Origin of the sequence: Janthinobacterium sp. B9-8 (assembly GCF_000969645.2) — a bacterium.
GTDB lineage: Bacteria > Pseudomonadota > Gammaproteobacteria > Burkholderiales > Chitinibacteraceae > Iodobacter.
Genome location: NZ_CP014222.1, coordinates 3,028,758 through 3,051,679, shown reverse-complemented (window position 1 = coordinate 3,051,679; position 22,922 = coordinate 3,028,758). Strand labels below are relative to the sequence as shown.

General features: G+C 49.3%; 19 protein-coding genes. 9 read left to right on the top strand and 10 right to left on the bottom strand.

Annotated elements, in window-relative coordinates; translation table 11 throughout:
- Window positions 1–19: 19 nt before the first annotated feature.
- From VN23_RS13720 to gpmI, 3 genes are all read right to left on the bottom strand, one after another.
- Window positions 20–1,486, bottom strand: coding sequence for a S41 family peptidase (locus VN23_RS13720; protein ID WP_046352394.1), 1,467 nt, complete (start codon window positions 1,484–1,486; stop codon window positions 20–22).
- Window positions 1,487–1,552: 66 nt separating this feature from the next.
- The gene (locus VN23_RS13715; RefSeq protein WP_046352393.1) at window positions 1,553–2,845 is read right to left on the bottom strand and encodes a murein hydrolase activator EnvC family protein; all 1,293 of its coding nucleotides are present in this window, start codon (window positions 2,843–2,845) and stop codon (window positions 1,553–1,555) included.
- A 131-nt stretch (window positions 2,846–2,976) separates the two neighbouring features.
- Window positions 2,977–4,515, bottom strand: coding sequence for a 2,3-bisphosphoglycerate-independent phosphoglycerate mutase (gpmI, locus tag VN23_RS13710; protein ID WP_046352392.1), 1,539 nt, complete (start codon window positions 4,513–4,515; stop codon window positions 2,977–2,979).
- A gap of 189 nt (window positions 4,516–4,704) precedes the next feature.
- On the opposite strand from gpmI, the gene VN23_RS13705 reads away from it, so the two are divergent.
- Window positions 4,705–5,010, top strand: coding sequence for an ArsR/SmtB family transcription factor (locus VN23_RS13705; protein ID WP_046352391.1), 306 nt, complete (start codon window positions 4,705–4,707; stop codon window positions 5,008–5,010).
- 59 nt (window positions 5,011–5,069) lie between these two features.
- Here the strand turns inward: VN23_RS13705 and VN23_RS13700 are convergent, their stop codons facing one another.
- Genes VN23_RS13700 through cutA form a run of 3 tightly spaced genes read right to left on the bottom strand, consistent with a single transcriptional unit; the run spans window position 5,070 to window position 7,395 of the window.
- Window positions 5,070–5,540, bottom strand: a complete 471-nt coding sequence (locus tag VN23_RS13700; RefSeq protein WP_052746640.1) for a TlpA family protein disulfide reductase — start codon at window positions 5,538–5,540, stop codon at window positions 5,070–5,072.
- Entirely contained in the window at window positions 5,537–7,069 is a 1,533-nt protein-coding gene (gene dsbD, locus VN23_RS13695) for a protein-disulfide reductase DsbD (RefSeq protein ID WP_046352390.1), read from the bottom strand. The genes VN23_RS13700 and dsbD overlap by 4 nt, the downstream gene beginning before the upstream one ends.
- Entirely contained in the window at window positions 7,066–7,395 is a 330-nt protein-coding gene (gene cutA / locus VN23_RS13690; protein ID WP_046352389.1) for a divalent-cation tolerance protein CutA, read from the bottom strand. The genes dsbD and cutA overlap by 4 nt, the downstream gene beginning before the upstream one ends.
- Here cutA and VN23_RS13685 point away from each other — a divergent pair.
- Window positions 7,394–7,825 (top strand): FxsA family protein, encoded by a 432-nt coding sequence (locus tag VN23_RS13685; RefSeq protein ID WP_046352388.1) that lies wholly within the window; start codon window positions 7,394–7,396, stop codon window positions 7,823–7,825. The two genes, cutA and VN23_RS13685, sit on opposite strands and share 2 nt — an antisense overlap.
- Window positions 7,826–7,912: 87 nt before the next feature.
- Here VN23_RS13685 and VN23_RS13680 read toward each other — a convergent pair whose 3' ends face one another.
- Genes VN23_RS13680 through VN23_RS13670 form a run of 3 tightly spaced genes read right to left on the bottom strand, consistent with a single transcriptional unit; the run spans window position 7,913 to window position 10,034 of the window.
- Window positions 7,913–8,506 carry a YggT family protein gene (locus VN23_RS13680; protein WP_046352387.1) on the bottom strand — a complete coding sequence of 198 codons (594 nt, stop codon included), beginning with the start codon at window positions 8,504–8,506 and terminating at the stop codon, window positions 7,913–7,915.
- Window positions 8,507–8,515: 9 nt separating this feature from the next.
- Window positions 8,516–9,334: a pyrroline-5-carboxylate reductase gene (gene proC / locus VN23_RS13675; RefSeq protein WP_046352386.1), complete on the bottom strand. Its 819-nt coding sequence runs from the start codon at window positions 9,332–9,334 to the stop codon at window positions 8,516–8,518.
- A gap of 7 nt (window positions 9,335–9,341) precedes the next feature.
- On the bottom strand, window positions 9,342–10,034 hold the full coding sequence (locus tag VN23_RS13670; RefSeq protein ID WP_046352385.1) for a YggS family pyridoxal phosphate-dependent enzyme: 693 nt from the start codon (window positions 10,032–10,034) through the stop codon (window positions 9,342–9,344).
- Between the two features lie 266 nt (window positions 10,035–10,300).
- Here VN23_RS13670 and VN23_RS13665 point away from each other — a divergent pair, with 266 nt between their 5' ends.
- From VN23_RS13665 to VN23_RS13655, 3 genes are all read left to right on the top strand, one after another.
- Window positions 10,301–11,341: a type IV pilus twitching motility protein PilT gene (locus VN23_RS13665; protein ID WP_046352384.1), complete on the top strand. Its 1,041-nt coding sequence runs from the start codon at window positions 10,301–10,303 to the stop codon at window positions 11,339–11,341.
- 266 nt (window positions 11,342–11,607) lie between these two features.
- Entirely contained in the window at window positions 11,608–12,744 is a 1,137-nt protein-coding gene (locus VN23_RS13660) for a PilT/PilU family type 4a pilus ATPase (protein WP_046352383.1), read from the top strand.
- Window positions 12,745–12,752: 8 nt separating this feature from the next.
- Window positions 12,753–14,666, top strand: coding sequence for a type IV pilus assembly protein FimV (locus tag VN23_RS13655; RefSeq protein WP_046352382.1), 1,914 nt, complete (start codon window positions 12,753–12,755; stop codon window positions 14,664–14,666).
- A 59-nt stretch (window positions 14,667–14,725) separates the two neighbouring features.
- On the opposite strand, the gene uvrA is transcribed toward VN23_RS13655, so the two are convergent.
- Window positions 14,726–17,587 carry an excinuclease ABC subunit UvrA gene (gene uvrA / locus VN23_RS13650; protein ID WP_046352381.1) on the bottom strand — a complete coding sequence of 954 codons (2,862 nt, stop codon included), beginning with the start codon at window positions 17,585–17,587 and terminating at the stop codon, window positions 14,726–14,728.
- Between the two features lie 244 nt (window positions 17,588–17,831).
- Between uvrA and VN23_RS13645 the strand changes: the two genes are divergently transcribed.
- The 4 genes from VN23_RS13645 to VN23_RS13630 all read left to right on the top strand — a co-directional run bounded on the left by VN23_RS13645 (window position 17,832) and on the right by VN23_RS13630 (window position 22,897).
- A complete protein-coding gene (locus VN23_RS13645) occupies window positions 17,832–19,196 on the top strand; it encodes an MFS transporter (RefSeq protein WP_046352380.1) in 1,365 nt (454 codons plus the stop codon).
- On the top strand, window positions 19,196–19,708 hold the full coding sequence (ssb, locus tag VN23_RS13640; protein ID WP_046352379.1) for a single-stranded DNA-binding protein: 513 nt from the start codon (window positions 19,196–19,198) through the stop codon (window positions 19,706–19,708). The genes VN23_RS13645 and ssb overlap by 1 nt, the downstream gene beginning before the upstream one ends.
- Before the next feature lie 125 nt (window positions 19,709–19,833).
- Entirely contained in the window at window positions 19,834–21,495 is a 1,662-nt protein-coding gene (locus VN23_RS13635; RefSeq protein WP_046352378.1) for a class I SAM-dependent DNA methyltransferase, read from the top strand.
- Complete coding sequence (locus VN23_RS13630; protein ID WP_052746639.1) at window positions 21,485–22,897, top strand: restriction endonuclease subunit S; 1,413 nt, start codon at window positions 21,485–21,487, stop codon at window positions 22,895–22,897. Before VN23_RS13635 ends, VN23_RS13630 begins: the two co-directional genes overlap by 11 nt.
- Window positions 22,898–22,922 lie beyond the last annotated feature (25 nt).

Sequence of the window (22,922 nt, the reverse complement as noted above, 5' to 3'; positions counted from 1 at the left end):
GTGTGGGGCTATGCTGTTTTTACTTCGCAGGCACGGGTGCAGCTGCATTTTTATTCTGCAAAATCTGCTGAACTTTAAGAATATTCAGACCTTGCTGCAATTGATAGTCATTTTTAGAAGCCAGCTCGCGCGGGTTTTCTTCTGCGGTATCACTTGCGTTTGATTTCGGCTTTTTGATTTCTACTTTAATCTCGGCCTTGGTTTCGGATGCGGCTTTTTTACTACCGGCATCTTTATCATTCGGATTGTCCAGACGATGGCCTAAATCAGCTTCACGAATACGGAAGGCGCTTTGTTCCTTGCCGTTGAGCACTGCTTCTTCGACTTCGATATCCGGTGTAATCCCTTTCAATTGAATTGAGCGGCCCAGTGGCGTGAAGTAACGCGCGGTGGTGAGCTTGAGTGCTGTTTTGTTATCGATAGGCATAATGGTTTGCACAGAGGCCTTACCAAAGGTTTGCGTACCCACAACGATGGCGCGTTTATAGTCTTGCAATGCACCTGCCACAATTTCAGAGGCTGAAGCAGAGCCACCATTAACTAGCACAACCAACGGTACGTTTTTCACATCTTTGGGTGTGTTTTTAAAGTAATCATCCTTACCATTTTGGCGCAGATAGTTTTCTTTGCTGGCGGTAAGCTTGATTTTGGAATCCGGTGTACGGCCTTCGGTGTAAACCACCAAGGCATCTTTGGGCAAGAATGAAGCAGATACACCCACTGCGCCATTTAACAGACCGCCAGGGTTGTTACGTAAATCCAGCACCAAGCCTTTAAGCGGCGCTTTATTTTCTTTGTAAAGCGTTTCAAGTGCCTGGGCGACGTTCTCGGTAGTGTGTTCTTGGAATTGAGCAATACGGATATAGCCATAGCCAGGCTCAGCCATTTTAGACTTCACGCTTTGCACTTTAATCACTGCGCGTTTCAGCGTAACAATAATCGGCTTGCCTTCGCCTTTACGCAGCATAGTGAGCGTGACGGATGTGCCAATCTTGCCGCGCATTTTTGTTACGGCATCGTTAAGCGACATGCCTTGCACCGGTGTTTCGTCGATTTTGGCAATAAAGTCGCCCGGTTTTACGCCTGCCCGATAGGCAGGGGTGTCTTCGATCGGTGAAACTACGCGCACCAAGCCGTCTTCCATGCTGACTTCTATGCCAAGGCCGCCAAATTCACCTTGAGTTTGAATTTGCATGTCTTTGAAAGCGTCAGCATCCAGATAGGTGGAGTGCGGATCTAAGCCAGACACCATGCCTTTAATGGCTTCGGTAATGAGTTTTTTATCTTCAACAGGTTCTACATAGCTTTGTTTGATCAGGCCAAAAACAGTAGAAAAGGCACGTAGCTCTTCAACGGGCAGCGGGTTGCCGCCAGCATCTTTATCAGCTACCGCATTAAAGGAAAGACTCAGGGCAACGCCCAGACCTGCACCTGCTAAGAGCAAGGCAATCTTTTGGAGCTTTGGTTTTTTAGTGCTCGAGGACATCCGTTTTTTCCTGTTATTGGCTTGCTGACATGGGGTTTTTAGTCGTAACCACTTCATCAGCATAATCTAGCCAGCCCATGCCTGAGGGTCGATTGGGCGGCCATTTTGTCTGAGTTCAAAGTATAAGCCGGAATCTGCCATTCCACCGCTGTTACCACTGGTGGCAATGCTGTCTCCAGCCTTAATCGTATCACCTACTTGCTTAAGAATGCTCTCATTGGCGGCGTAAATACTCATATAGCCACCGCCATGATCTACGATCAGCATATTGCCAAAGCCACGCAGCCATTCGGCAAATACCACGCGGCCACTTGCAACGGCTTTTACGCTTTGGCCAGATGCGGAGCGGATAAACACACCTTTCCATTGCCCACCTTCACCCCGTGCCGTGCCATAGCGGCCGGTAATTTCACCTTTAATCGGCAAGCGTAGCTTGCCTTTAAGCGATGCAAACGCTTGGCCAGATTGCCCTGAATCGGGCAGGGCGGTGGTCACTTCTGGCTCTGGCTCGGCTTTAGGTGCGGGTTTACCTGCGGCTTTTGCTTTGGCCTGTGCCGCAGCATTGCGTGCTGCCCGCTCTTTCGCTTTTTTCTCTGCCAGCAGTTTGGCTTGGGCTATTTTCCTGGCGCGCTCAAGTTCTTGCCTCTTGATGATGGCGTTGAGCTTATCGACCAGCCCTGTTAAGCGTTTTTCATCAGCGGCTAACTTTTGGATTTGATTGCGCTGGCTGCTGATTTCTTGTGAGAGATTGCTCACAATTTGTTGTTTTTCTTGCTGCTCGGAAACCAGCACTTCTTTTTGTTGTTTTTTTCTTTGGGCCAGATGCTGTAAAGCTTCATTTTTTTGGCGAATATCTTCGCTTAAGCGGGCCAGCTCGGCGAGCTGTGCTTCTAATTTATTAGCGAGTTGTAGTTGTGAGCGGCTGATATAGCGGTAGTAGGTCAGCTCACGGCTTACCTGATTTGGGTCTTGCTGATTGAGTAGCAAGCGCCAGGCTTCAATTTGTCCGGCTTTGTAGCGTGTTTTGAGAATTTTTCCCAGCCGCTGCTGGCTGGCTTGAATGCCACTGCGGGTATGGCTGATATCGCTTTCTAAGCGTTTGATTTCTGCTGCACTTAAAGCCTGCTCGGTCTGCATATTGCTGAGTACACGATTGGCGTCAGAAATTGCTGTTTCAGAGTCTTTTAAAGCATCGCTGGCTTCGCTGCGCTGCGATTCATTGGCCGCTAAATCTTTTTTAAGCTCTTGCAGCTGACCGCGTAAATCTTTTAGCTCGGCTTGTTTGGCTTCTGATTCTTGCTTAGGCGCGGCAGACACCGTCGGTATGGCCGGTGCAGCCAGTGCACCGGTCGTAAGCATTAAAAGAAAAAGCGGTCTGAGCATGCTTAAAAATTTACCAAGGATTTGCCCTTACTTCGGGGAGTTTGAAGCCTGCCGTGGCTTGTGATAAGCCGCGGCGGGTGTGGCTCTTTGTAAATAACGTACTGTAATCAGGATAAATTCACTAAAGATTTACCCGTCATTTCTTCTGGCTGCTTAAGGCCCATCAAAGCCAGCATTGTTGGCGCAATATCGCGTAAAGCACCGCTGCCGCGCGCCATCATGGTTGCCGGGCGGCCAATATACACAAAGGGAACTTGGTCCGTTGTGTGCTGGGTATGTGGTTGATGCGCCGTGTGATCGTACATCAGCTCACAATTACCATGATCGGCCGTGATAAGGATTTCTCCACCGGCTGCAAGCATGGCGTCAACACATTGTGCAACACTCTGGTCCAAAGCTTCAACTGCTTTAACCGCAGCGTCAAAAATACCTGAGTGTCCCACCATATCACCATTGGCATAATTACAAATAATGGCCGAATATTGCTTGGATTCAATGGCAGCCACAATCTGGCGGGTGACTTCAGGGGCGCTCATTTCTGGCTGTAGATCGTAAGTGGCCACCTTAGGTGAAGGCACCAGAATACGGTCTTCACCGGCAAATTCTTTTTCTTCGCCTCCGGAGAAAAAATAAGTTACGTGCGGGTATTTTTCGGTTTCAGCGATGCGCAGCTGCTTTAAGCCCAGATTGGCAATATATTCGCCAAAGCTGTTTTGCACCTTAGGCTTGTCATAAGCCACCAGCAGGCTTGGATAAGCTGAGCCATAATTTGTTGCGGTGCTAAATGAGGCAAATTTAGGTTGACGCGCTTTAAAGCCATCAAAGCTCGCATCGGTCAAAGCCGTAGTGATTTGGCGTGCACGGTCGGCACGGAAATTCATAAAGATCACTACATCGCCGTCTTGCATCGATGATTTTTCGCCGATGGCGGTGGCTGCAACAAATTCATCGTTTTCATCACGCTCGTAGGCTGCAGATAGGGCATCGGCGGCGTTGACTGCGTGGAATAAGCCCTCGCCTTCAACCATGACCTTATAAGCAGGCTCTACGCGCTCCCAGCGTTTATCCCTATCCATTGCCCAGTAGCGGCCTGTTACGGAGGCGATGCGCGCTGCCGGGTGGGAATCACAGACTGCTTGTAGTTTAGCTAAATAGACCGCTGCACTGCGGGGTGGTGTATCACGGCCATCCAAGAAGGCGTGCACATTGATTTGACCAACTCCTGCATCGCTTGCTGCCGCGATGAGCGCATTGACATGGGCTTCGTGGCAATGCACGCCGCCATCCGAGATCAAACCTAAAATATGGAGTGTTTTACCGCTACTTTTGGCTTGTTCAATTGCCGCAGCAAATACAGCGTTCTGGCCGATAGAGCCATCGGCTACATCACAGTCGATACGGCTGATGTCTTGTTGCAGCACCCGGCCCGCGCCGATATTAAGGTGGCCGACTTCAGAGTTACCAAACTGGCCTTTAGGCAGTCCTACGTATTCTTCTGAGGCATTGATCGTTGTCCACGGGTAGGTGGCGAATAAGCGATCAAGGTGTGGTTTTTTGGCGGCAGCAATGGCGTTATCCTTTGTCTCTTCACGGTAACCGAAGCCATCTAAAATCAACAGAAGAACAGGTTTGACGTTTTGGCTCATATTTATTTACCCCTGTGATGGATGCTGCTGTAAATTTAATGCCTGCTCAGCAGCAAACAAATTTTAAATATCACTAGTATTCTAACTCATTGCATAATAGCCTCTATGACGTTTGGCAATATTTCTACCATATTAACCAAGAAATAATTAGAATATCCCCTTAAACCTTTTTAATCTTAGATAGCGATTATGGCCAATTCCATTGAGCATATGGACGACCCCCACATTGATCAGGCTTCGCGTGCAATGAAGGCGATGTCGCACCCGCTACGCTTGAAGATTCTGTGCGTTTTAGGAGATAAAGAAGTTAGCGTGCAAGATATCGTTGAGCAGGTGGGTACTACACAATCAAATATTTCTCAGCATCTAGCCTTGATGCGCGAGAAAGGAGTGTTGCGTACTCGCAAAGATGCCAATCGGGTGTACTACCGAGTGGGGGATTTGCGTACGCTTGAAGTGATTGTGATGTTAAGAAACGTGTTCTGCGGCTTTTAGTAATTTACATCGCGTACGGTGTACGCGATGTAAGAGCTGCAATGGTTGCAATGGCTTTATTATTTACGCGTTAATTCTTTTAAATAATTTTCAAGCTTTTCTTTTTTAAGCCTCCCCAGCTCAATTGCAATTCGTTCACCTTTTGCATTGTAAATTGCCGTAAAGGGTAATCCACCTAGCTGATTACCTTCTTTACGCATTAATTCCATTGCATTGGCTTCGCCCGTTAATATCGGATAGTTAATTCCATATTGCTTAGAAAAAGCAGCCACATCTTTTTGCTCATCAATGGCTATCCCTATAAATTGCACTTTCCCTGCATATTGCTTTTGTAAGGCAATAAATTCCGGAATTTCTTCCCGGCATGGGCCGCACCATGTTGCCCAGAAATTAACAATCAGCGGCTTGCCTTTCCATTGAGAAATGGCCTGTATTTTGTTCTTTAAATCAGGGAGTTGAGCTGAGAAAATAGCTGTTTCTGCCTGAACAAAACCACTCAGTAAACTAAATACAATCAGCCATTTTTTCATTGTTTTTCCTGTTTAAGTCGCTCTAGGGTGGCTTTGAACGCTGCCGGGCTTTGGTAACCAATAACACGCTCGTTTAAAAACTGCCCATTGCTGCCGGTAAATAAAATAGCGGGTGGGCCGAATAGTTTGAAGCGTTTTAATAGGGCTTGATCTGCCGCGTTATTTTGCGTGACATCGGCTCGTAGCAATACCATATCTGCTAATGATTTTTGAATCTGTGGATCACTTAAGGTATCGCGTTCAAATTCTTTGCAGGCAATACACCAATCGGCATAGAAATCTAACATCACCATTTTGCCATTGGCCTGGCTGATGGCCTGATTTAATTCTTGTTCAGAGGCAATGGCGCGAAATTTCGTCCCTGTTTCGGAGTCTGATTTTTCCCATAATGGCCGGGCCACCCAGACCGCCATGAGCAGTAATAAAATACCAAAAACGATTTTTACACCGCGCATCATACGGCCGGAGAGCTTGGGTAAAATGCTGCCGCCAAAAGCACCAATGGCGAGCAGGGGCAGGCCTAGTCCTAGTGCCAGCATATAGAGCGCACTACCACCCAATAGTAAATCGCCTGTTTGGCCTAAATAAGCCAGTGCCGCAGCTAAGGGGGGGGCGATACAAGGGCCAACAATCAGGGCCGAGAGCGCTCCCATCGCAAATACCGAAGTGAATTGGCCACCGGGCAGGCGATTAGACCAATCATTCATTTTGCTTTGAATGCTGCCGGATAATTGCAGATCGAACAGGCCAAACATGGCGAGTGCCATCAAGACAAAAAACAGAGAAAACAGTGCGATTACAAAAGGTTGCTGTAAGGCTACAACAAGTAAAGTGCCGGTTGCGGCGGCAGCAATACCGATCAGAGTGTAGCTCAGCGCCAAGCCTTGCACATAGGTAAAGGTTAGCCCTAGTGCACGCATTTTGCCCTGCTGGCCGTTACCTAGCACGATGCCAGACACAATAGGAATCAGCGGATACATGCAGGAAGTCAGTGCAAGTGCGAGGCCCCCTAAGAAAAATACACCAAGGGTGGCAAGAAGCCCTCCGCTGAAATAAATATCGGCCCCGCTAGGGCCGATTTCAGCAGGAATGGTGCTTTTACCAAACAACTGATCTAGCGCGTCTTTGGGAGGCTCGCCTAGTTTTAAGAGCTGTGTTTGTGGCGGGTAGCACACGCCGACTTCGGCACAGCCTTGGAATTTGGCTGTAATGGCCGCATCTAATGGATACGGGGTGCTGGATTTAATCCGCACTGCCATATCGTGTTTATAAACTTGCACTTTGCCAAAGCTGGGGTCATTTTTCTCTGTGCCTTTGGGGAGCTCAGGCTGTATGGGCAGATTGGCTTTAAAGCTGATGCGATCCCGATAAAGGTAATAGCCTGCTGCTACTTTAAAGCGTGCTTCTACAGTATGGTCGTCAATCTGTACCATATAAGCTTGGAATGCCTTTTCGGGCGGCAGTAAATCATCCGCAGCATGGGCCGTGCCAAGTAATGCAAGTAAAAAGAGAACGATACGAAGCATCATGCTTGCACCTCTTTACTCACCCAGTTTAGATAGGCGGGGAGACCTGCGGTGGGGCTTAGGGCAATAATTTCGGCTACCTCGTAAGGGTGGTTTTCCTGAAGCCAGGCTTCTAAAGCAGGATAAGCGGCTTGGGTTGTTTTAATCAGCAGGGGAACTTCCTGCGCGATTTCGATTCTTTCATTCCATCGGTATGTAGATTGTACTGGCGCCAATTGGTTCACGCAGGCAGCCAGTCGGGCTGTTACAAGGCCGGTGGCTAAACGATTTGCTACATCCTCGTCTGGGCAATTGCACAAGACGATCAAAATATTATCTGGAGTTGTCATGCCTTACCTGCTGTTATTACTTTTTGTGGCCTATCCGATTGCTGAAATTATCACGATTGTTTTACTGGCAAAAGCCATTGGTACTTTTTGGGTGGTGCTCTGGTTGATTGCGGCTTTTTTCAGTGGTTTGCTGATGTTGCGTCATCACAAATTAGCGGTAGGCGCGGCCTTATTTGGTGATTTACGCTCTGGTCGCCTATCGATTCATAGCCTGTTTGCTGTAGCTCGCTACTATATTGCTGCTGTTTTACTTTTATTGCCCGGTATTTTGGGCGATGTAGTGGCACTGGTTTTGTTGCTGCCTTGGGGCCGTTTAGCAAAGAATAAAGGCACGCCAGCAGAGCCGTTTTCAGCTCCGGGTGCGCAGGGTGATGTGATTGATGGTGAATATCGTCAGGTTAAGCCTGATATGGATCGTTTACAGGGCTAACTAAAATCAGTATTTCAAGATTTGGATTTTCGTCGCATCACATCGCTAATTAAAAATCGCCGCGTGGGTAGCCCACGCGGCGATTTTTTACTTCAGCATAACCATGCTGACACCTTGCAAAATGATTTGCTCCAGGCTCGGCACAACTACGCTGAGCACCAGCTGAATCGCTAAAATCAGCACCAGCGGCGTGATATCTACCCCGCCAATCGGTGGAATAAAGCGATGCAGCGGGCGCAGAAAAGGTGCGGTCAGTGCAGTCAGGATCGGCATCAAGGGGTTGTAGGGGGCAAGCCAAGACATCAGTGCTTGGCCAATGACGGTGGCAAACAGCAGATATAAAGACATCTTGCAGACTTCGAGCAGCGCAGCCAGTGCCAGTGAAAATAGCGAAAACGGCGCGGTAAAGTCAAAAGGCCAAGGCGATAGTGCCAATAACACTGCGTGCATTAACAAGGCCACTAGCCACGCCAGCATGAGGCTGGCGCTATCCAGCCCGCGAAATGGCGGCAAAATACGCCTTACCGGAATCACTGCCCAATTGGTTAAGGACAAAACAAACTGCGTGAGCGGGTGTTTAAATGGAATTCGCGCTGCTTGTAAAAAGAAGCGCGCCAGCAGCAGTAAGATAAAAAATTCGGATAAATTGCGAATTAAAAAATTGAATGTGTTTGCAAGCATTGTAAATCCTTAGACTTCAAGACTGCGTGTGGATTCTTCTCCCAACTCGCGGGAGCGCGCGGCAGCTGCCGAAGCCGCCGCAATAATGGTGGTGCGCACCTGGCTGGTTTCGAGCGCATTAATAGCGCGCTCGGTTGTGCCGCCCTTGGAGGTCACTTTTTGTCTTAAGGTGGCAGCATCATCTTCGCTTTGCATGGCCAGTTTTACTGCGCCTGAAAAGGTTTGGTAAGCCAGTTTACGAGCGATTTCTGGCCCAAAACCCTGGGCACGGGCCGCAGCTTGTAAGGCTTCCATAAAATAGAATACATAAGCTGGGCCAGAGCCCGAAATCGCCGTAATTCCATCGATATCGCTTTCTTTTTCTACCCACACCATCTCGCCAATTGCGGCCAGCATGCGTTCGGTTAATTCCCGATCGGCATCTGTCACTTCAGCTGTGGCGTAAGCACCTGACATTCCTTCTTGCACAAGTGCCGGGGTATTGGGCATAACACGCACAATACGTGGATAAACATCCAGCCATTGCGATAGCGTATCTGCTCTGACGCCTGCTGCAATAGAGATCACCAGAGCACCATTGAGTTGCGGGCGCAAAGATTTGGCTACCGCTTGTAATTGCTGTGGTTTTACTGCAAATAAAATGGCATCACTTTTAGGAAGTGGCGTTTCGGGTGCGCTGCTGCTGACACCAAAATTGCTGCTCAGTTGTTCGCGTTTGGCAGCATCTGGTTCAACGACATGAATTTGAGCGGCCTCAAAACCTTGCTTGATCATGCCGCCTATCATCGCGATGGCCATATTGCCACCGCCGATAAAAGTGATTTTCATATATTCCTTACAGGTAAGTGCGAGTGCCGAATAATGCGGTGCCCACTCGTACGAGGGTGGAACCCTCGCTAATGGCGGTTTCTAAATCACTAGACATGCCCATTGATAATGTATCGACAGGTATTCCTTGGGTAATCAGCTGGTTTTGTAAGTCTCGCAGCACTTTAAATTGTTTTGCCAGCTGCGCTAAGTCTGGCGTGGGCTCGGGTATGCACATTAAACCGCGCAATTGTATACGTGGTAATTGACAGATTTTTGTCGCCAGCGTTAAGCATTCATCGGGGGCAATACCTGATTTCGATACTTCTCCCGATACATTAACCTGAATACAGACATTTAAATGAGGCAGATGTTCCGGGCGTTGTGCAGAAAGCCGTTCGGCGATCTTTAAACGATCAATTGAATGGACCCAGTCTGCCAACTCTGCCACAGATCGGGTTTTATTGCTCTGTAGCGGTCCGATAAAATGCCAAACTAACTCATTACAATCGATTAAAGCTGCGTGTTTATCTATTAACTCTTGAACATAATTTTCACCAAAGGCCCGCTGTCCTATTAAATACAGCTCTCTTATTGCTTCACTTGGGAAGGTCTTACTCACTGCCAACAAGGCGACAGCGTTGATTTCTCGCTGATTGGCGGCAGCGGCTTTTGCAATGCGCTCTCTCACACCTTGCCATGCTGTAAATATCGTTGCCATAATGGGTTATCAACTCTAGTGTGGTGCTCTGCATATAGACTGGGCTGAAATGGAATTCTTATCCCATTTTTGCAAGTTGCTTGGTTTGAGCGATCGTTACGAAAGAATGCCGGGTCTTATAGAGAAGTTCGAGCAAGGGCTGTTTAAAACGAAAAAATACTCTGTAAGGAGTAATCGGCGTTCCTAAGGCGGTAGATCACTTTCAAGTTCGAGCGACTGCTTGGATATTATTACGCGAAAACCCACTATGCGGACAGGATTAAACAATGGAAATCTCTGAATTATTAGCTTTCACCGTTAAAAACAAAGCATCAGACTTACATCTTTCGTCTGGTTTGCCTCCGATGATTCGGGTTGACGGGGATATTCGCCGGATTAATACGCCTGCGCTATCGCATAAAGACGTGCACGATATGGTGTACGACATCATGAACGACGGCCAGCGTAAGATTTACGAAGATACGCTGGAATGCGATTTTTCTTTCGAAATACCGCGTTTAGCACGTTTCCGGGTGAATGCCTTTGTGCAAAATCGCGGGGCGAGTGCTGTTTTCCGGGTGATTCCATCGGATATCAAGACTCTGGAAGAGCTAGGTTGCCCGCGTATTTTTCAAGACATTGCCGAAACACCGCGCGGCTTGGTGCTGGTGACCGGGCCAACAGGCTCGGGTAAATCCACCACTTTGGCGGCGATGATCAACTATATCAATGCCAATGAATACGGCCATATCTTAACCGTGGAAGACCCGATTGAATTTGTCCACACCTCGCAAAAGTGCCTGATTAACCAGCGTGAAGTTGGCCCGCACACCATGAGCTTCTCTAATGCTTTGCGCTCTGCACTGCGTGAAGACCCTGACGTCATTCTGGTTGGGGAAATGCGCGATCTGGAAACCATCCGTCTGGCGCTGACTGCCGCTGAAACCGGTCACTTAGTGTTTGGCACTTTGCATACCTCATCTGCGGCTAAAACCATTGACCGTGTGGTGGATGTATTCCCTGCGGCAGAAAAAGAAATGGTGCGCTCGATGTTGTCTGAATCATTACGTGCCGTGATTTCACAAACGCTGCTGAAAAAGAAAGAAGGCGGGCGGGTGGCTGCGCATGAAGTGATGATCGGGATTCCGGCTATTCGTAACTTGATTCGTGAAAATAAAATTGCGCAAATGTATTCGGCGATTCAAACCGGTTCGCAATTTGGGATGCAAACGCTGGATCAGTGTTTGCAGGGCTTATTGCAGCGCAATATTATTTCCCTGCCTGAGGCCAGAATGAAAGCGGCTATTCCTGATAATTTCAGGGGCTAAGTGATTGGCGCAAAATACCCGAGGATTGCTTGTCTGCTGCTAGCAAGCATTTTTGTTTGTTTTGCTCCTGTTGCAGTTATAAGCTTTATGTACCGTTTTTTTTGTATTTAGATTAGCGTTTAAAAGCTGATTAAGCGGTGCATAATTCTTGAAAGACTTGTCGTTTGTTTAAATGTTTTTTCTTATTAAATAAGTAAGATATTCTTGATTAAGATAAAATACCTTACTTGCCTTTTAATGAACATATTGCGTAAAGAAGAATAAAAATGGAAAAGGAACAAGCCGCAAAATTTATGCATGATCTTTTGCGGCATATGCGCAGTAAAGGGGCCTCAGATTTATTTATTACGGCTGATTTTCCGCCTGCAATGAAGATTGACGGGAAAGTGACGCCGGTTTCAAATCAAATTCTGACGGCACAGCATAGTAAGGAATTAGCGCGGGCGATTATGAATGATCGTCAGGCCGAAGATTTTGAAGGTACTAAAGAATGTAATTTTGCGATCAGCCCCGGCCAGCTCGGGCGTTTTCGCGTGAATGCGTTTATGCAGCAGGGCCAGGTAGGCATGGTGCTGCGTACGATTAATTCAGAAATCCCCTCGCTGGATGATTTAGGCCTGCCGCCTGTATTACGCGATATTGCGATGGCAAAGCGGGGCTTGGTGATTTTTGTAGGCGGTACAGGTTCGGGTAAATCGACCTCGCTGGCAGCCATGATTGGCCACCGAAATGAGCATGGTTACGATCACATCATTACCATTGAAGACCCGATTGAATACGTTCACGCGCATAAAAATTGCATTGTGACCCAGCGTGAAGTGGGGGTGGACACCGATAGCTGGCAGGCTGCACTGAAAAACACCCTGCGTCAGGCGCCAGATGTGATTTTGATTGGTGAAATTCGTGATCGCGAAACCATGGATTACGCAATTGCCTTCTCTGAAACCGGTCACCTTTGCATGGCGACTTTACACGCCAACTCGGCTAATCAGGCGCTGGACCGGATTATCAACTTTTTCCCCGAAGAGCGTCGTCAGCAGCTCTTGATGGATTTATCTTTAAATCTTCGCTCGTTTGTTTCTCAGCGGCTGATTCCGCATCGCACCGGCAAAGGCCGGGTGGCGGCTGTGGAAGTGATGCTAAATAGCCCTTTGATTTCTGAATTGATTTTTAAAGGTGAAGTGCACGAAATCAAAGAAATCATGAAGAAATCGCGTGAGCTGGGAATGCAGACATTCGATCAGGCATTGTTTGATCATTATGAAGCAGGAAAAATCACTTACGAAGATGCTTTGCGCAATGCCGATTCAGTTAATGATTTACGATTGAGCATTAAGCTGCAAGGTTCAGAAGCGAAGCATACGGATATTCTTTCTGGTCTTGATCATCTTGATATCGTTTAAACGTGCTTATGCGACTGATTCGGTTTTTAATAGGTTTAAGCGTTGTTGTACAGCCATTGCAGGCTGCTGTATTGGGGGATATCCAAGTTCGGTCTGCACTGGGTGAGCGCTTTAATGCCCGAATTAATGTTATTGCTAATGAAAATGAAGAGTTAAATCAGCAGTGCTTTCGTCTTGTTCCTATTGTCGATGGTGGCTCTGCTCATTTAAATGTACGTTTATCTTTTGAATCGAATGAAGATGGTGGCCTGCTTAGCTTGCGTGGTGATGAGCCTTTGCAAGAGCCACTGCTTCATTTTTCGATTCGTCTGCGTTGCCCTAACGAAAAAAGCCCTAGTTTTCAGCGTGATTACAATGTGCTGCTTGATCCGCGTGAATATCGCGCCAAGCAGGGGGGAGGAGACTTTGCCTTAGTCGCGCCTGCTGTGCGCCGCAATCTACCCGCTTTTGCTGGTGTTTGGCAAAGTCAGGAGGGAGACTCTGTAGAACGGATTGCACGAGCCTATTTCCCGCAGGACAGGGCTGGTCGCGCACGGATGGTGGATGAAATTTACCGGCTTAATGCCGATTTAGCGCAAAACACGCATGCTCGCTTACCGCTTAATACCGAGGTGAGGCTACCTGATCGCAAAAGTTTACTGCCTGCTGCCGCCAATATGCAGAATAGGGTAGAGCCGGTGCAGGCACAAACGAGCGGTGGGCCACTTAAAGATGCTTTGCAAATTGCCCCTGTTTCTCTGCCGAGAGTTGAGAAAGGCGGCTTTCACTTACGCTTATCCGAGCCTGTTTTGGCTTTCCGGCAAAAAGCGCAATTAAGCCCGGAAGATAGCTTACGGGCGCGTGAGCGTTTGCAACTGCTGGAAAGTGACGATCAAGCCGCGCAGCTTTTGCAATTTAAATATCAAATTAGCCAGCTAGAGAAGCAACTCGCTGCCATGCAGGCAGATCACTCTTCTCAGGGGCTTTCTTTAGAATCAGCGCCTGCTTTGGCCGGATTTAATCGCTTACCGAGTGCATGGTGGTTATTACTTTTGCTGCTCTTGCCACTATTTTACTTAGTGCGCCGGCAAGGGCATATTGCGAAGGAAGTGCAATATGCTTTTCCATTGGGGCAACACACCTTTGCACCCAGCACCGCACCCTTAGGTGAGCGATTACGCGAAGCCGTGCCGGATCGAAAGCAGGTTATGGGTGTGGTGAATAATTTTTCTCAGGCGGCTTCCGATTGGAGCCGTGATGATGTGGATGTAGTGCAGCCTAAAAATGTTTCTGAAGAAGCGCAGATGCTACTTGATCATGGATTAATCACTCAGGCGATTAATTTATTAAAGAGCGAAATTGAGCAATACCCTAGCGGCCTAGCTTTATGGATGAAGCTGTTTGAAGTGTATGTTAGCCAGGGAATGCGTCAGGAATTTCAAAATCGGGCCGTTGGCTTTCGTTTACAATTTTCTAGCGATGGTTTATGGCAGCAAGTGCAGAGTATGGGCAGGGATTTAGATCCGGATAATCCACTTTATTTATCTTTAGATGAAAACACGACGCCCTTGATGTTTCCCGATGATGCGATCAGTTTTTCGGTGCCAGATAGCAAAATGGAGCATGTTGATTTTACGACGGGTGAAATTCTGGAGGTGAAAGCAGACCCTTGGCATTTAGAGCCGGATCCGATTGAGCGCTCTGTGCAAACCGAGCGGAGCGAATTAGCGCAGGTTGAAAAGAGTTTTCCGGAAATACCCGGTCTGGATCTGGCTCATTTTCTGAGCGATGATTCCGCTTTGCAGCAAGTGGTGCAGCATTTAGAGCAGAACGATATTCATAGTGCTTGCCAAGCCTTAGAGCAATTGCTTTATCGTGGCAGCATGGAGCAGCGCCAAACGGCGATCAAGTGGCTGGATATTTTGATTCCATTGCAGATGTAATAGCCAAAAAAAAAGCCAGCGTGATGCTGGCTTCTTTGTCTTTATAGGGCATTCACAAATTAAACAGTTTTATGCGCCGCTAAAGTTTTAGCTAAATACTGCCCGGTATGGCTTTCTGTGCAGGCCGCCAGTTCTTCCGGTGTGCCGCTCATTAAGATACGACCGCCACCCGCACCGCCTTCTGGCCCCAGATCAATCACCCAGTCTGCCGTTTTCACGACATCCAGATTGTGCTCAATCACCACCACTGTATTGCCATGCTCGCGCAGGCGATGTAATACGGCTAGCAACTGGTCGATATCATGGAAATGCAAGCCTGTGGTTGGCTCATCCAGGATATACAGGGTGCGGCCGGTATCGCGTTTGGATAGCTCCAGCGCCAGCTTCACGCGTTGCGCTTCACCGCCAGATAGCGTTGTGGCGCTTTGCCCTAAACGGATGTAATCCAGCCCCACGTCGGTTAGCGTTTTAAGCTTACGTGCCACCGTTGGTACGGCCTCAAAAAACGCCAGCGCTTGCTCGACTGTCATCCCCAATACTTCGGTGATGTTTTTGCCTTTGTACTGCACTTCCAGTGTTTCGCGGTTGTAGCGCTTACCGTGGCAAACATCGCAAGGCACGTAGACATCGGGCAGAAAGTGCATCTCTACCTTAAGAACACCGTCACCTTGGCAAGCTTCGCAGCGGCCACCTTTCACATTAAAGCTAAAACGCCCCGGCCCATAACCGCGTTCGCGGCTGGTTGGCACACCGGCAAACAGCTCTCGAATCGGCGTAAACATGCCGGTATAGGTGGCAGGATTAGAGCGCGGCGTGCGGCCAATCGGCGATTGATCGACGTTAATCACTTTATCAAAGTGATCCAGCCCGGTGATGCTTTCAAACGGAGCTGGCTCGCCCGATGCGCCGTTGAGTTCTTTTGCGGCGATGGTATAGAGCGTGTCATTGATGAGGGTAGATTTACCCGAGCCGGATACGCCGGTAATGCAGACAAACAAGCCTACCGGCAGCCTCAGCTCAACTTGCTTCAGGTTATTACCTGTTGCACCTTTCAGTGACAGCCATTTTTCCGGATCAGGTTGGCGGCGTACTTCTGGAATAGCGATGCGCCTAGCGCCAGATAAAAACTGCCCAGTGATCGAGCGCGGCTCGTTCATGATGTCCTGCGGCGTTCCCGCCGCCACTACTTCACCGCCATGTACACCCGCGCCCGGCCCCATATCCACCAGATAATCTGCCATGCGGATGGCGTCTTCATCGTGCTCAACCACGATGACGGTGTTATCTAGGTCGCGCAGATGGCGCAGCGTGCCCAGCAGACGATCATTATCGCGCTGATGCAGACCAATCGACGGCTCATCTAACACATACATCACGCCGGTTAAGCCAGAGCCAATTTGGCTAGCAAGGCGAATCCGCTGTGCTTCACCACCTGATAGGGTGTCGGCGCTGCGATCGAGGCTGAGGTAATCCAAGCCAACGTTGACCAAAAAGCCAAGACGCTCGCGAATTTCTTTCACAATTTTTTCTGCGATCTGGGCTTTTGCTCCAGTCAGCGTTAAGCCCGCAAAATAACCAGCAGTGTCTTTCAATGCCATACGGCTGACTTCGTGCAGATTGCATTCGCCAACGCGCACATTACGTGCCTCAACGCGCAATCTTGCACCGCCGCAATGCGGGCAGGGCTGATTATTCTGGTATTTGGCTAATTCTTCACGTACGGCCATTGAATCGGTTTCGACGTAACGGCGTTCCAGATTAGGAATAATCCCTTCAAAGGCGTGCGAGCGGGAAACTTTGGTACCGCGCTCGTTCATATAGGTGAAAGCAATTTCTTCAGTACCCGAGCCATGCAGCACGGCTTGCTGCACTTCTTCTGTCAGCGCTGTCCATGCTTCACTGACATCAAAGCCATAGTGCTCAGCAATACTGGTCAGCATCTGGAAGTAAAACTGATTACGTTTATCCCAGCCTTTAATGGCACCCGCCGCCAAGCTTAAATCAGGGTGAGCCACAACACGCTTAGGATCAAAGAAAGTGATCTGGCCCAAGCCTTCGCACTTAGGGCAAGCGCCCATCGGGTTGTTAAACGAGAACAGGCGTGGCTCGAGTTCTGGCAGGCTGTAGCTGCAAATAGGACAGGCAAACTTGGCAGAGAACCAATGCTCTTTACCGCTATCCATTTCCAGCGCAATGGCGCGACCTTCAGCGTGGCGCAGGGCGGTTTCAAAGGATTCGGCGAGGCGCTGCTTCACGTCTTCGCGTACTTTTAGCCGATCAACCACCACTTCAATGGTGTGTTTTTTGTTTTTATCTAGCTTAGGCGTTTCATCGAGTTCATAGATTTCGCCATCGACACGAACACGTACAAAGCCTTGCGCACGTAGCTCGTCGAATAAATCAACGTTCTCGCCTTTTTTGCCGACCACGATCGGCGCGAGCACCATTAACTTGGTTTCTTCCGGCAGTGCTAAGACGTGATCAACCATCTGGCTAACGGTTTGCGATTGCAGAGGCTGCTTATGCTCGGGGCAGAATGGTGTGCCAACGCGGGCAAATAAGAGGCGCAAATAATCGTGGATTTCCGTTACCGTGCCAACGGTGGAGCGCGGGTTATGACTGGTGGCTTTTTGCTCGATGGAGATCGCGGGGCTGAGGCCCTCGATCAAATCGACATCGGGTTTTTCCATCAATTGTAAAAATTGCCGCGCATAAGCGGATAGCGATTCCACATAGCGACGCTGGCCCTCGGCATACAAGGTATCAAACGCCAGAGACGATTTGCCTGAGCCGGAAAGCCCCGTAATCACAACTAAACTGCCACGTGGCAGGTCGAGATTAACGTTTTTTAAATTGTGCGTGCGAGCGCCGCGAATGCGAATTTGCGGGGCTTCGGATGATTCGATACGACGGTACGACATAAAGGCCGGTATCTGCAGTAAAGAGGAATCGGATAATATACCGGACTTTCCTGTCGAAAGTGTGTTGGAAGCATTTACTTGACCATTACATTTGTAACTCAATATGTTGGGCGGGCATGGTTTTTATGCCCACGCGGGTCGATATAAATGAATAAGCAGGTCGATACAGATGAACGCGTGGGCATAAAGCGTGTCCATCTTAAGATGTCATTCAACACACCAGACACCACTTCAAATTGCTGCCATGACTCCTATAGAACTGCGTGCCTCGCTCGGCCTAGCTGGGCTTTATGCCCTGCGTATGCTGGGAATGTTTCTCATTTTGCCTGTGTTCGCTGTTTACGCAGGCAAACTACCCGGCGGAGATAATCATACGATGGTCGGGCTGGCGTTTGGCGCTTACGGCCTGACGCAAGCCTTATTGCAACTGCCTTTCGGTATGTGGTCGGATCGGGTTGGCCGCAAAAAAGTCATCTATATCGGCCTCGCCCTGTTTGCGGTGGGTAGCGTGATGTGTGCCATGGCCGATCATGTGGCGTGGCTGATTGTGGGTCGTGCCGTGCAGGGGGCAGGAGCGATTTCGGCGGCGATTACCGCACTGCTGGCCGATTTAACCCGCGAAGAAAACCGCACCAAGGCGATGGCGATGATAGGCGGCAGTATTGCCAGCACCTTTGCGATTTCATTGGTGGCAGCGCCCACTTTGGCCGCATGGATTGGTTTACCCGGCATCTTTTTGCTCACTGCCGTACTGGCGATTGCCGCCATCATTGGCGTGCGGCAAATTATTCCGGACCCGATTATCTCGCGTTTTCACTCTGATGCCGAAATCAGCACAACGCGTTTGCCCGCCGTATTGCGTCACCCGCAGCTATTACGTATGAACTATGGTGTATTTGCCCTGCATGCGGCGCAAATGGCCATGTTTACCGTGATGCCGCTGCTGCTGACTAGGCTGGGTGGAATTAGCCTAGAGCATCATTGGTGGGTGTATTTACCGGTGGTGCTGGTCAGCTTTGTACTGATGGTGCCGGCGGTGATTTATGGTGAAAAAAAACAACACTTAAAAGAAGTGTTTATTTTTGCAATCAGCCTGATGTTGCTCGCCCAGCTGGGCATGGCGTTGTATATGCCTAATCTGACCATGATTGTGGTGTGGTTGTCGGTGTACTTTATTGCTTTTAATATTTTGGAAGCTACGCAGCCTAGCCTGATTTCTAAAATTGCCCCAAGCGATGCCAAGGGTACGGCGATGGGCGTGTACAACACTTGTCAGTCACTGAGTATGTTTCTTGGCTCGGCGATTGCAGGCTGGTTGTATCAGCAGCACGGCAGCGTGACGGCTATCTTTTTGCTTTGCGCTGCGCTGATGGTGATCTGGTTATTTTTTGCCGCAGGCATGCAGCCGCCGCTGCCGGTTAAAACACAAATGTTCCACATCGGTGACAATTGGGAAGGCAGCCCACAGGCTCTGTCTGTTAAACTTGCGGCTATTGACGGCGTAAAAGAAGCCGTCGTTTTAATTGACGAACGCGTGGCCTTGCTGAAAGTCCTGCAAACAGGCTGGGATGAAGCTGCGGCGCGGCAACTTATTGAAGAGACAAGATAATGGCTTCATTGAATAAAGTAATTTTGATCGGCAATTTGGGTAAAGACCCTGAAAATCGCTTTCTGCCATCGGGCGGCGCAGTGTGCAACTTCAGCATTGCCACCACCGAAAGCTGGAAAGACAAAGCCACCGGTCAAAAGCAGGAAAAAACCGAATGGCACAATATCACCATGTACAACCGCCTAGCCGAAATCGCCGCGCAGTACCTGAAGAAAGGCTCATCGGTTTACATCGAAGGCCGTCTGCAAACGCGTAAATGGCAAGATAAAACCACTGGCCAAGATCGCTACACCACCGAAATCATCGCCGACCAAATGCAAATGCTGGGCGGGCGTGCTGGCAATAGCAGTGGCCCAGCCGATACTGGCTACGACGACGGCGGCTTAAATCAGCAGCCCGCCTACCAGCAGCAGCAACAAGCCTCCCCAGCACCAGCTCGCCGCCCGGTACCAGCCCCGGCAGCTGCAGCGCCAAAAAGCTTTGATGATTTTGAGGATGATATTCCGTTTTGATCGAATAATCGCCCAAGCGAATTAAGCACAAAGCCCGCAGTGATGCGGGCTTTGTGCGTTTTGAGCGCTCAATTACTGCGTATAATCTGACAAATAAATTTATACAACATTAAGAAAAAGCCAATATGCTGCAAGATATCCAAAAACCCCTCTGGGCTGCGGCTGATAAGCTGCGTGCCAATGTCGATGCGGCCGAGTACAAACACATCGCACTCGGCATGATTTTTCTGAAATTCATTTCTGATTCGTTTTCCGCCCGCCGCGCTGAACTCACGCGCCGCTTTGCTGATGAAAACGACGAATATTTTTTGCATGATTGCGATGATGAATTACTGGCCGAAGAGCTGGAAGACCGTGATTACTACAAAGCAGTAAACGTATTTTGGGTACCAGAAGGCGCGCGCTGGGAAGCGCTGCGCGCTAACGCCAAGCAGGCCGACATTGGCAAACGCATTGATGATGCGCTGGCGATTTTGGAGCTAGAAAACCCCAGCCTGAAAGGCATCTTAGATAAACGCTATGCCCGAGCCCCCTTGCCTGATGGCAAGCTCGGTGAATTAGTTGATCTGATTTCCACCATTGGTTTTGGCGAAGACCAAGGCAAAGCCCGAGATATTCTTGGCCAAGTTTACGAATATTTCCTTGGCCAGTTTGCCAGCGCCGAGGGCAAAAAGGGCGGGCAGTTCTACACGCCGCAATCCATTGTTAAAACGCTGGTCACCGTGCTCGACCCGCATCAGGGCAAGGTGTACGACCCTTGCTGCGGCTCGGGCGGCATGTTTGTGCAGTCGGAAAAATTTATCGAAGCGCACGGCGGGCAGCTCGGTGATGTATCGATTTACGGACAGGAATCCAACCCCACCACATGGCGCTTGGCCGCGATGAACCTCGCCATTCGCGGCATCGACTTCAACCTGGGCCGTGAGCCGGGCGACACCTTTACCAAAAACCAGCACCCCGACCTGCGCGCCGATTACATCCTCGCCAACCCACCGTTCAATATCAGCGACTGGTGGCATGGCAGTTTGGAAGGCGATTCGCGCTGGGTATACGGCACGCCGCCGCAAGGCAACGCCAATTATGCGTGGCTGCAGCACATGCTTTACCACCTCAAATCCGATGGCCGCGCCGGTATTGTGCTGGCCAATGGTTCAATGTCATCCAGCCAAAACTCTGAAGGGCAAATTCGTGCCGCCATGGTCGATGCCGACGTAGTCGAAGTGATGATTGCGCTGCCCGGCCAACTGTTCTTCAACACGCAAATCCCCGCCTGCCTGTGGTTTTTGGCAAAAAACAAATCCACCCGCCAAGGCGAAGTGCTGTTTATCGACGCACGCAAACTCGGCAAGATGATTTCACGCGTGCAGTGCGAACTGGATGACGAGGCGATTACCCGCATCGCTAATCTGGTGAAGGCTTGGCGCGGCTCAGCAGGCGAAATCCCCCTCAATCCCCCTTTTTCAAAGGGGGAAGCTAAAACCACTTCATCAGTCCCCCCCTTTGAAAAAGGGGGGCTGGGGGGGATTTCTGCGCCTGATGACATCATCTCCGAATACCAAGACATCCCCGGCTTCTGCCGCAGCGTCAAACTCGCTGAAATCGCCGAACACGGCCATGTGCTTACCCCCGGCCGCTACGTCGGCGCGGAAGAGGTCGAAGACAACGACGAAGACTTCGCCACCAAAATGACCGCGCTGACCGAAAAGCTTGGCGAGCAGATGGCCAAAGGCGCAGAACTCGACCAGCTCATTCGCCAGAAACTGGGAGGGCTGGGGTATGAGTTTTGATCTACCTTACTTACCAGAGGGATGGAATTACAAAAGCCTTGAGGATTGTGCGCGGAAACAGTCAATTTCGTATGGTGTTGTTCAACCTGGTACAGCTTTAGCTGATGGCATTCCTATTATTCGAGTGAATAACTTTAATAATGGTCGTATTGAATTAGCTGATTTAATGAAGATTTCACCTGAAATTGAAACCAAATATTCAAGGACAAGGTTAGTTGGCGGTGAAGTATTAATTACACTTGTTGGCTCTGTTGGGCAAGTTGCTGTCGCCCCCGTCACTGTCGCTGGGTTTAATGTTGCGCGAGCAGTAGCAGTAATTCATCCTATTGATGGCATCAGCCCGGATTGGATTGCAATTTGTTTGCGTTCACCGTTGTCACAGCACCTGCTTGTAAGCCGAGCAAATACAACGGTTCAAACAACAATCAATCTTAAAGATTTACGAGCATTGCCCTTGCCCATTCCACCAAAGGAAGAGCGCGATCAAATTGAATCTTTAATTACAACCCTCGACGACCGTATTGCGTTGCTGCGCGAGACCAATGCGACGCTGGAGGCGATGGCGCAGGCGCTGTTCAAGTCGTGGTTTGTCGATTTCGACCCCGTCCACGCCAACGCCAGCACCAAGCAAATGATCAACCCTGCGTCATCCCCTAGTGATTTTGTCGGGGATCCAGCCGTGCCACTGGATTCCCGCCTACGCGGGAATGACGATCTACTCCCCCCCGAACTCCAAACCCTCTTCCCCGCCACCTTCACCGCTTCCTCACAAGGCTTGGTGCCGGAGGGGTGGGAAATGGGGTCAATTTTAGAATTAGCAAATTTAATTGGTGGTGGGACACCTAAAACTGACCGTGCCGAATATTGGGATGGTGATATTTCATGGGCAAGCGCTAAAGATGTATCTCAAGCTAAAAATCTATTTTTAATAGAAACAGAGCGAACAATTACGGCGCAAGGTTTAAAAGAAAGTGCGACTAAATTAATCCCCGCATTTAGTTCTGTTATCGTTGCGCGTGGAGCGACGACTGGGCGTATGGTCTTATTTGGCGCAAACATTGCAATGAATCAAACTTGTTATGCTCTGGCATCTAAGCATGCAGCGCCATTCTTTTTAAATTTATTCATGCAGCGGGAAATTCAGTCATTAACACAAAGAGCACATGGTTCCGTGTTTGATACGATCACAACAAATACGTTTTCTACATCTAAGACGCTCTTAATTCCAGCGCAGCTACAAGTCGCTTTTGAAGGGATTGTTTCACCTGTTTTTGAAGGAATCCTTGAGAATACTAAACAAGCCCAAACCCTCGCCACCCTGCGCGACACGCTGCTGCCACGCCTGATCTCCGGCCAGCTCCGCCTGCCCGAAGCCGAAGCTGCGCTGGCGGAGGTGGGGTGATTTTAGGATTTTTCATAGGGGGGCT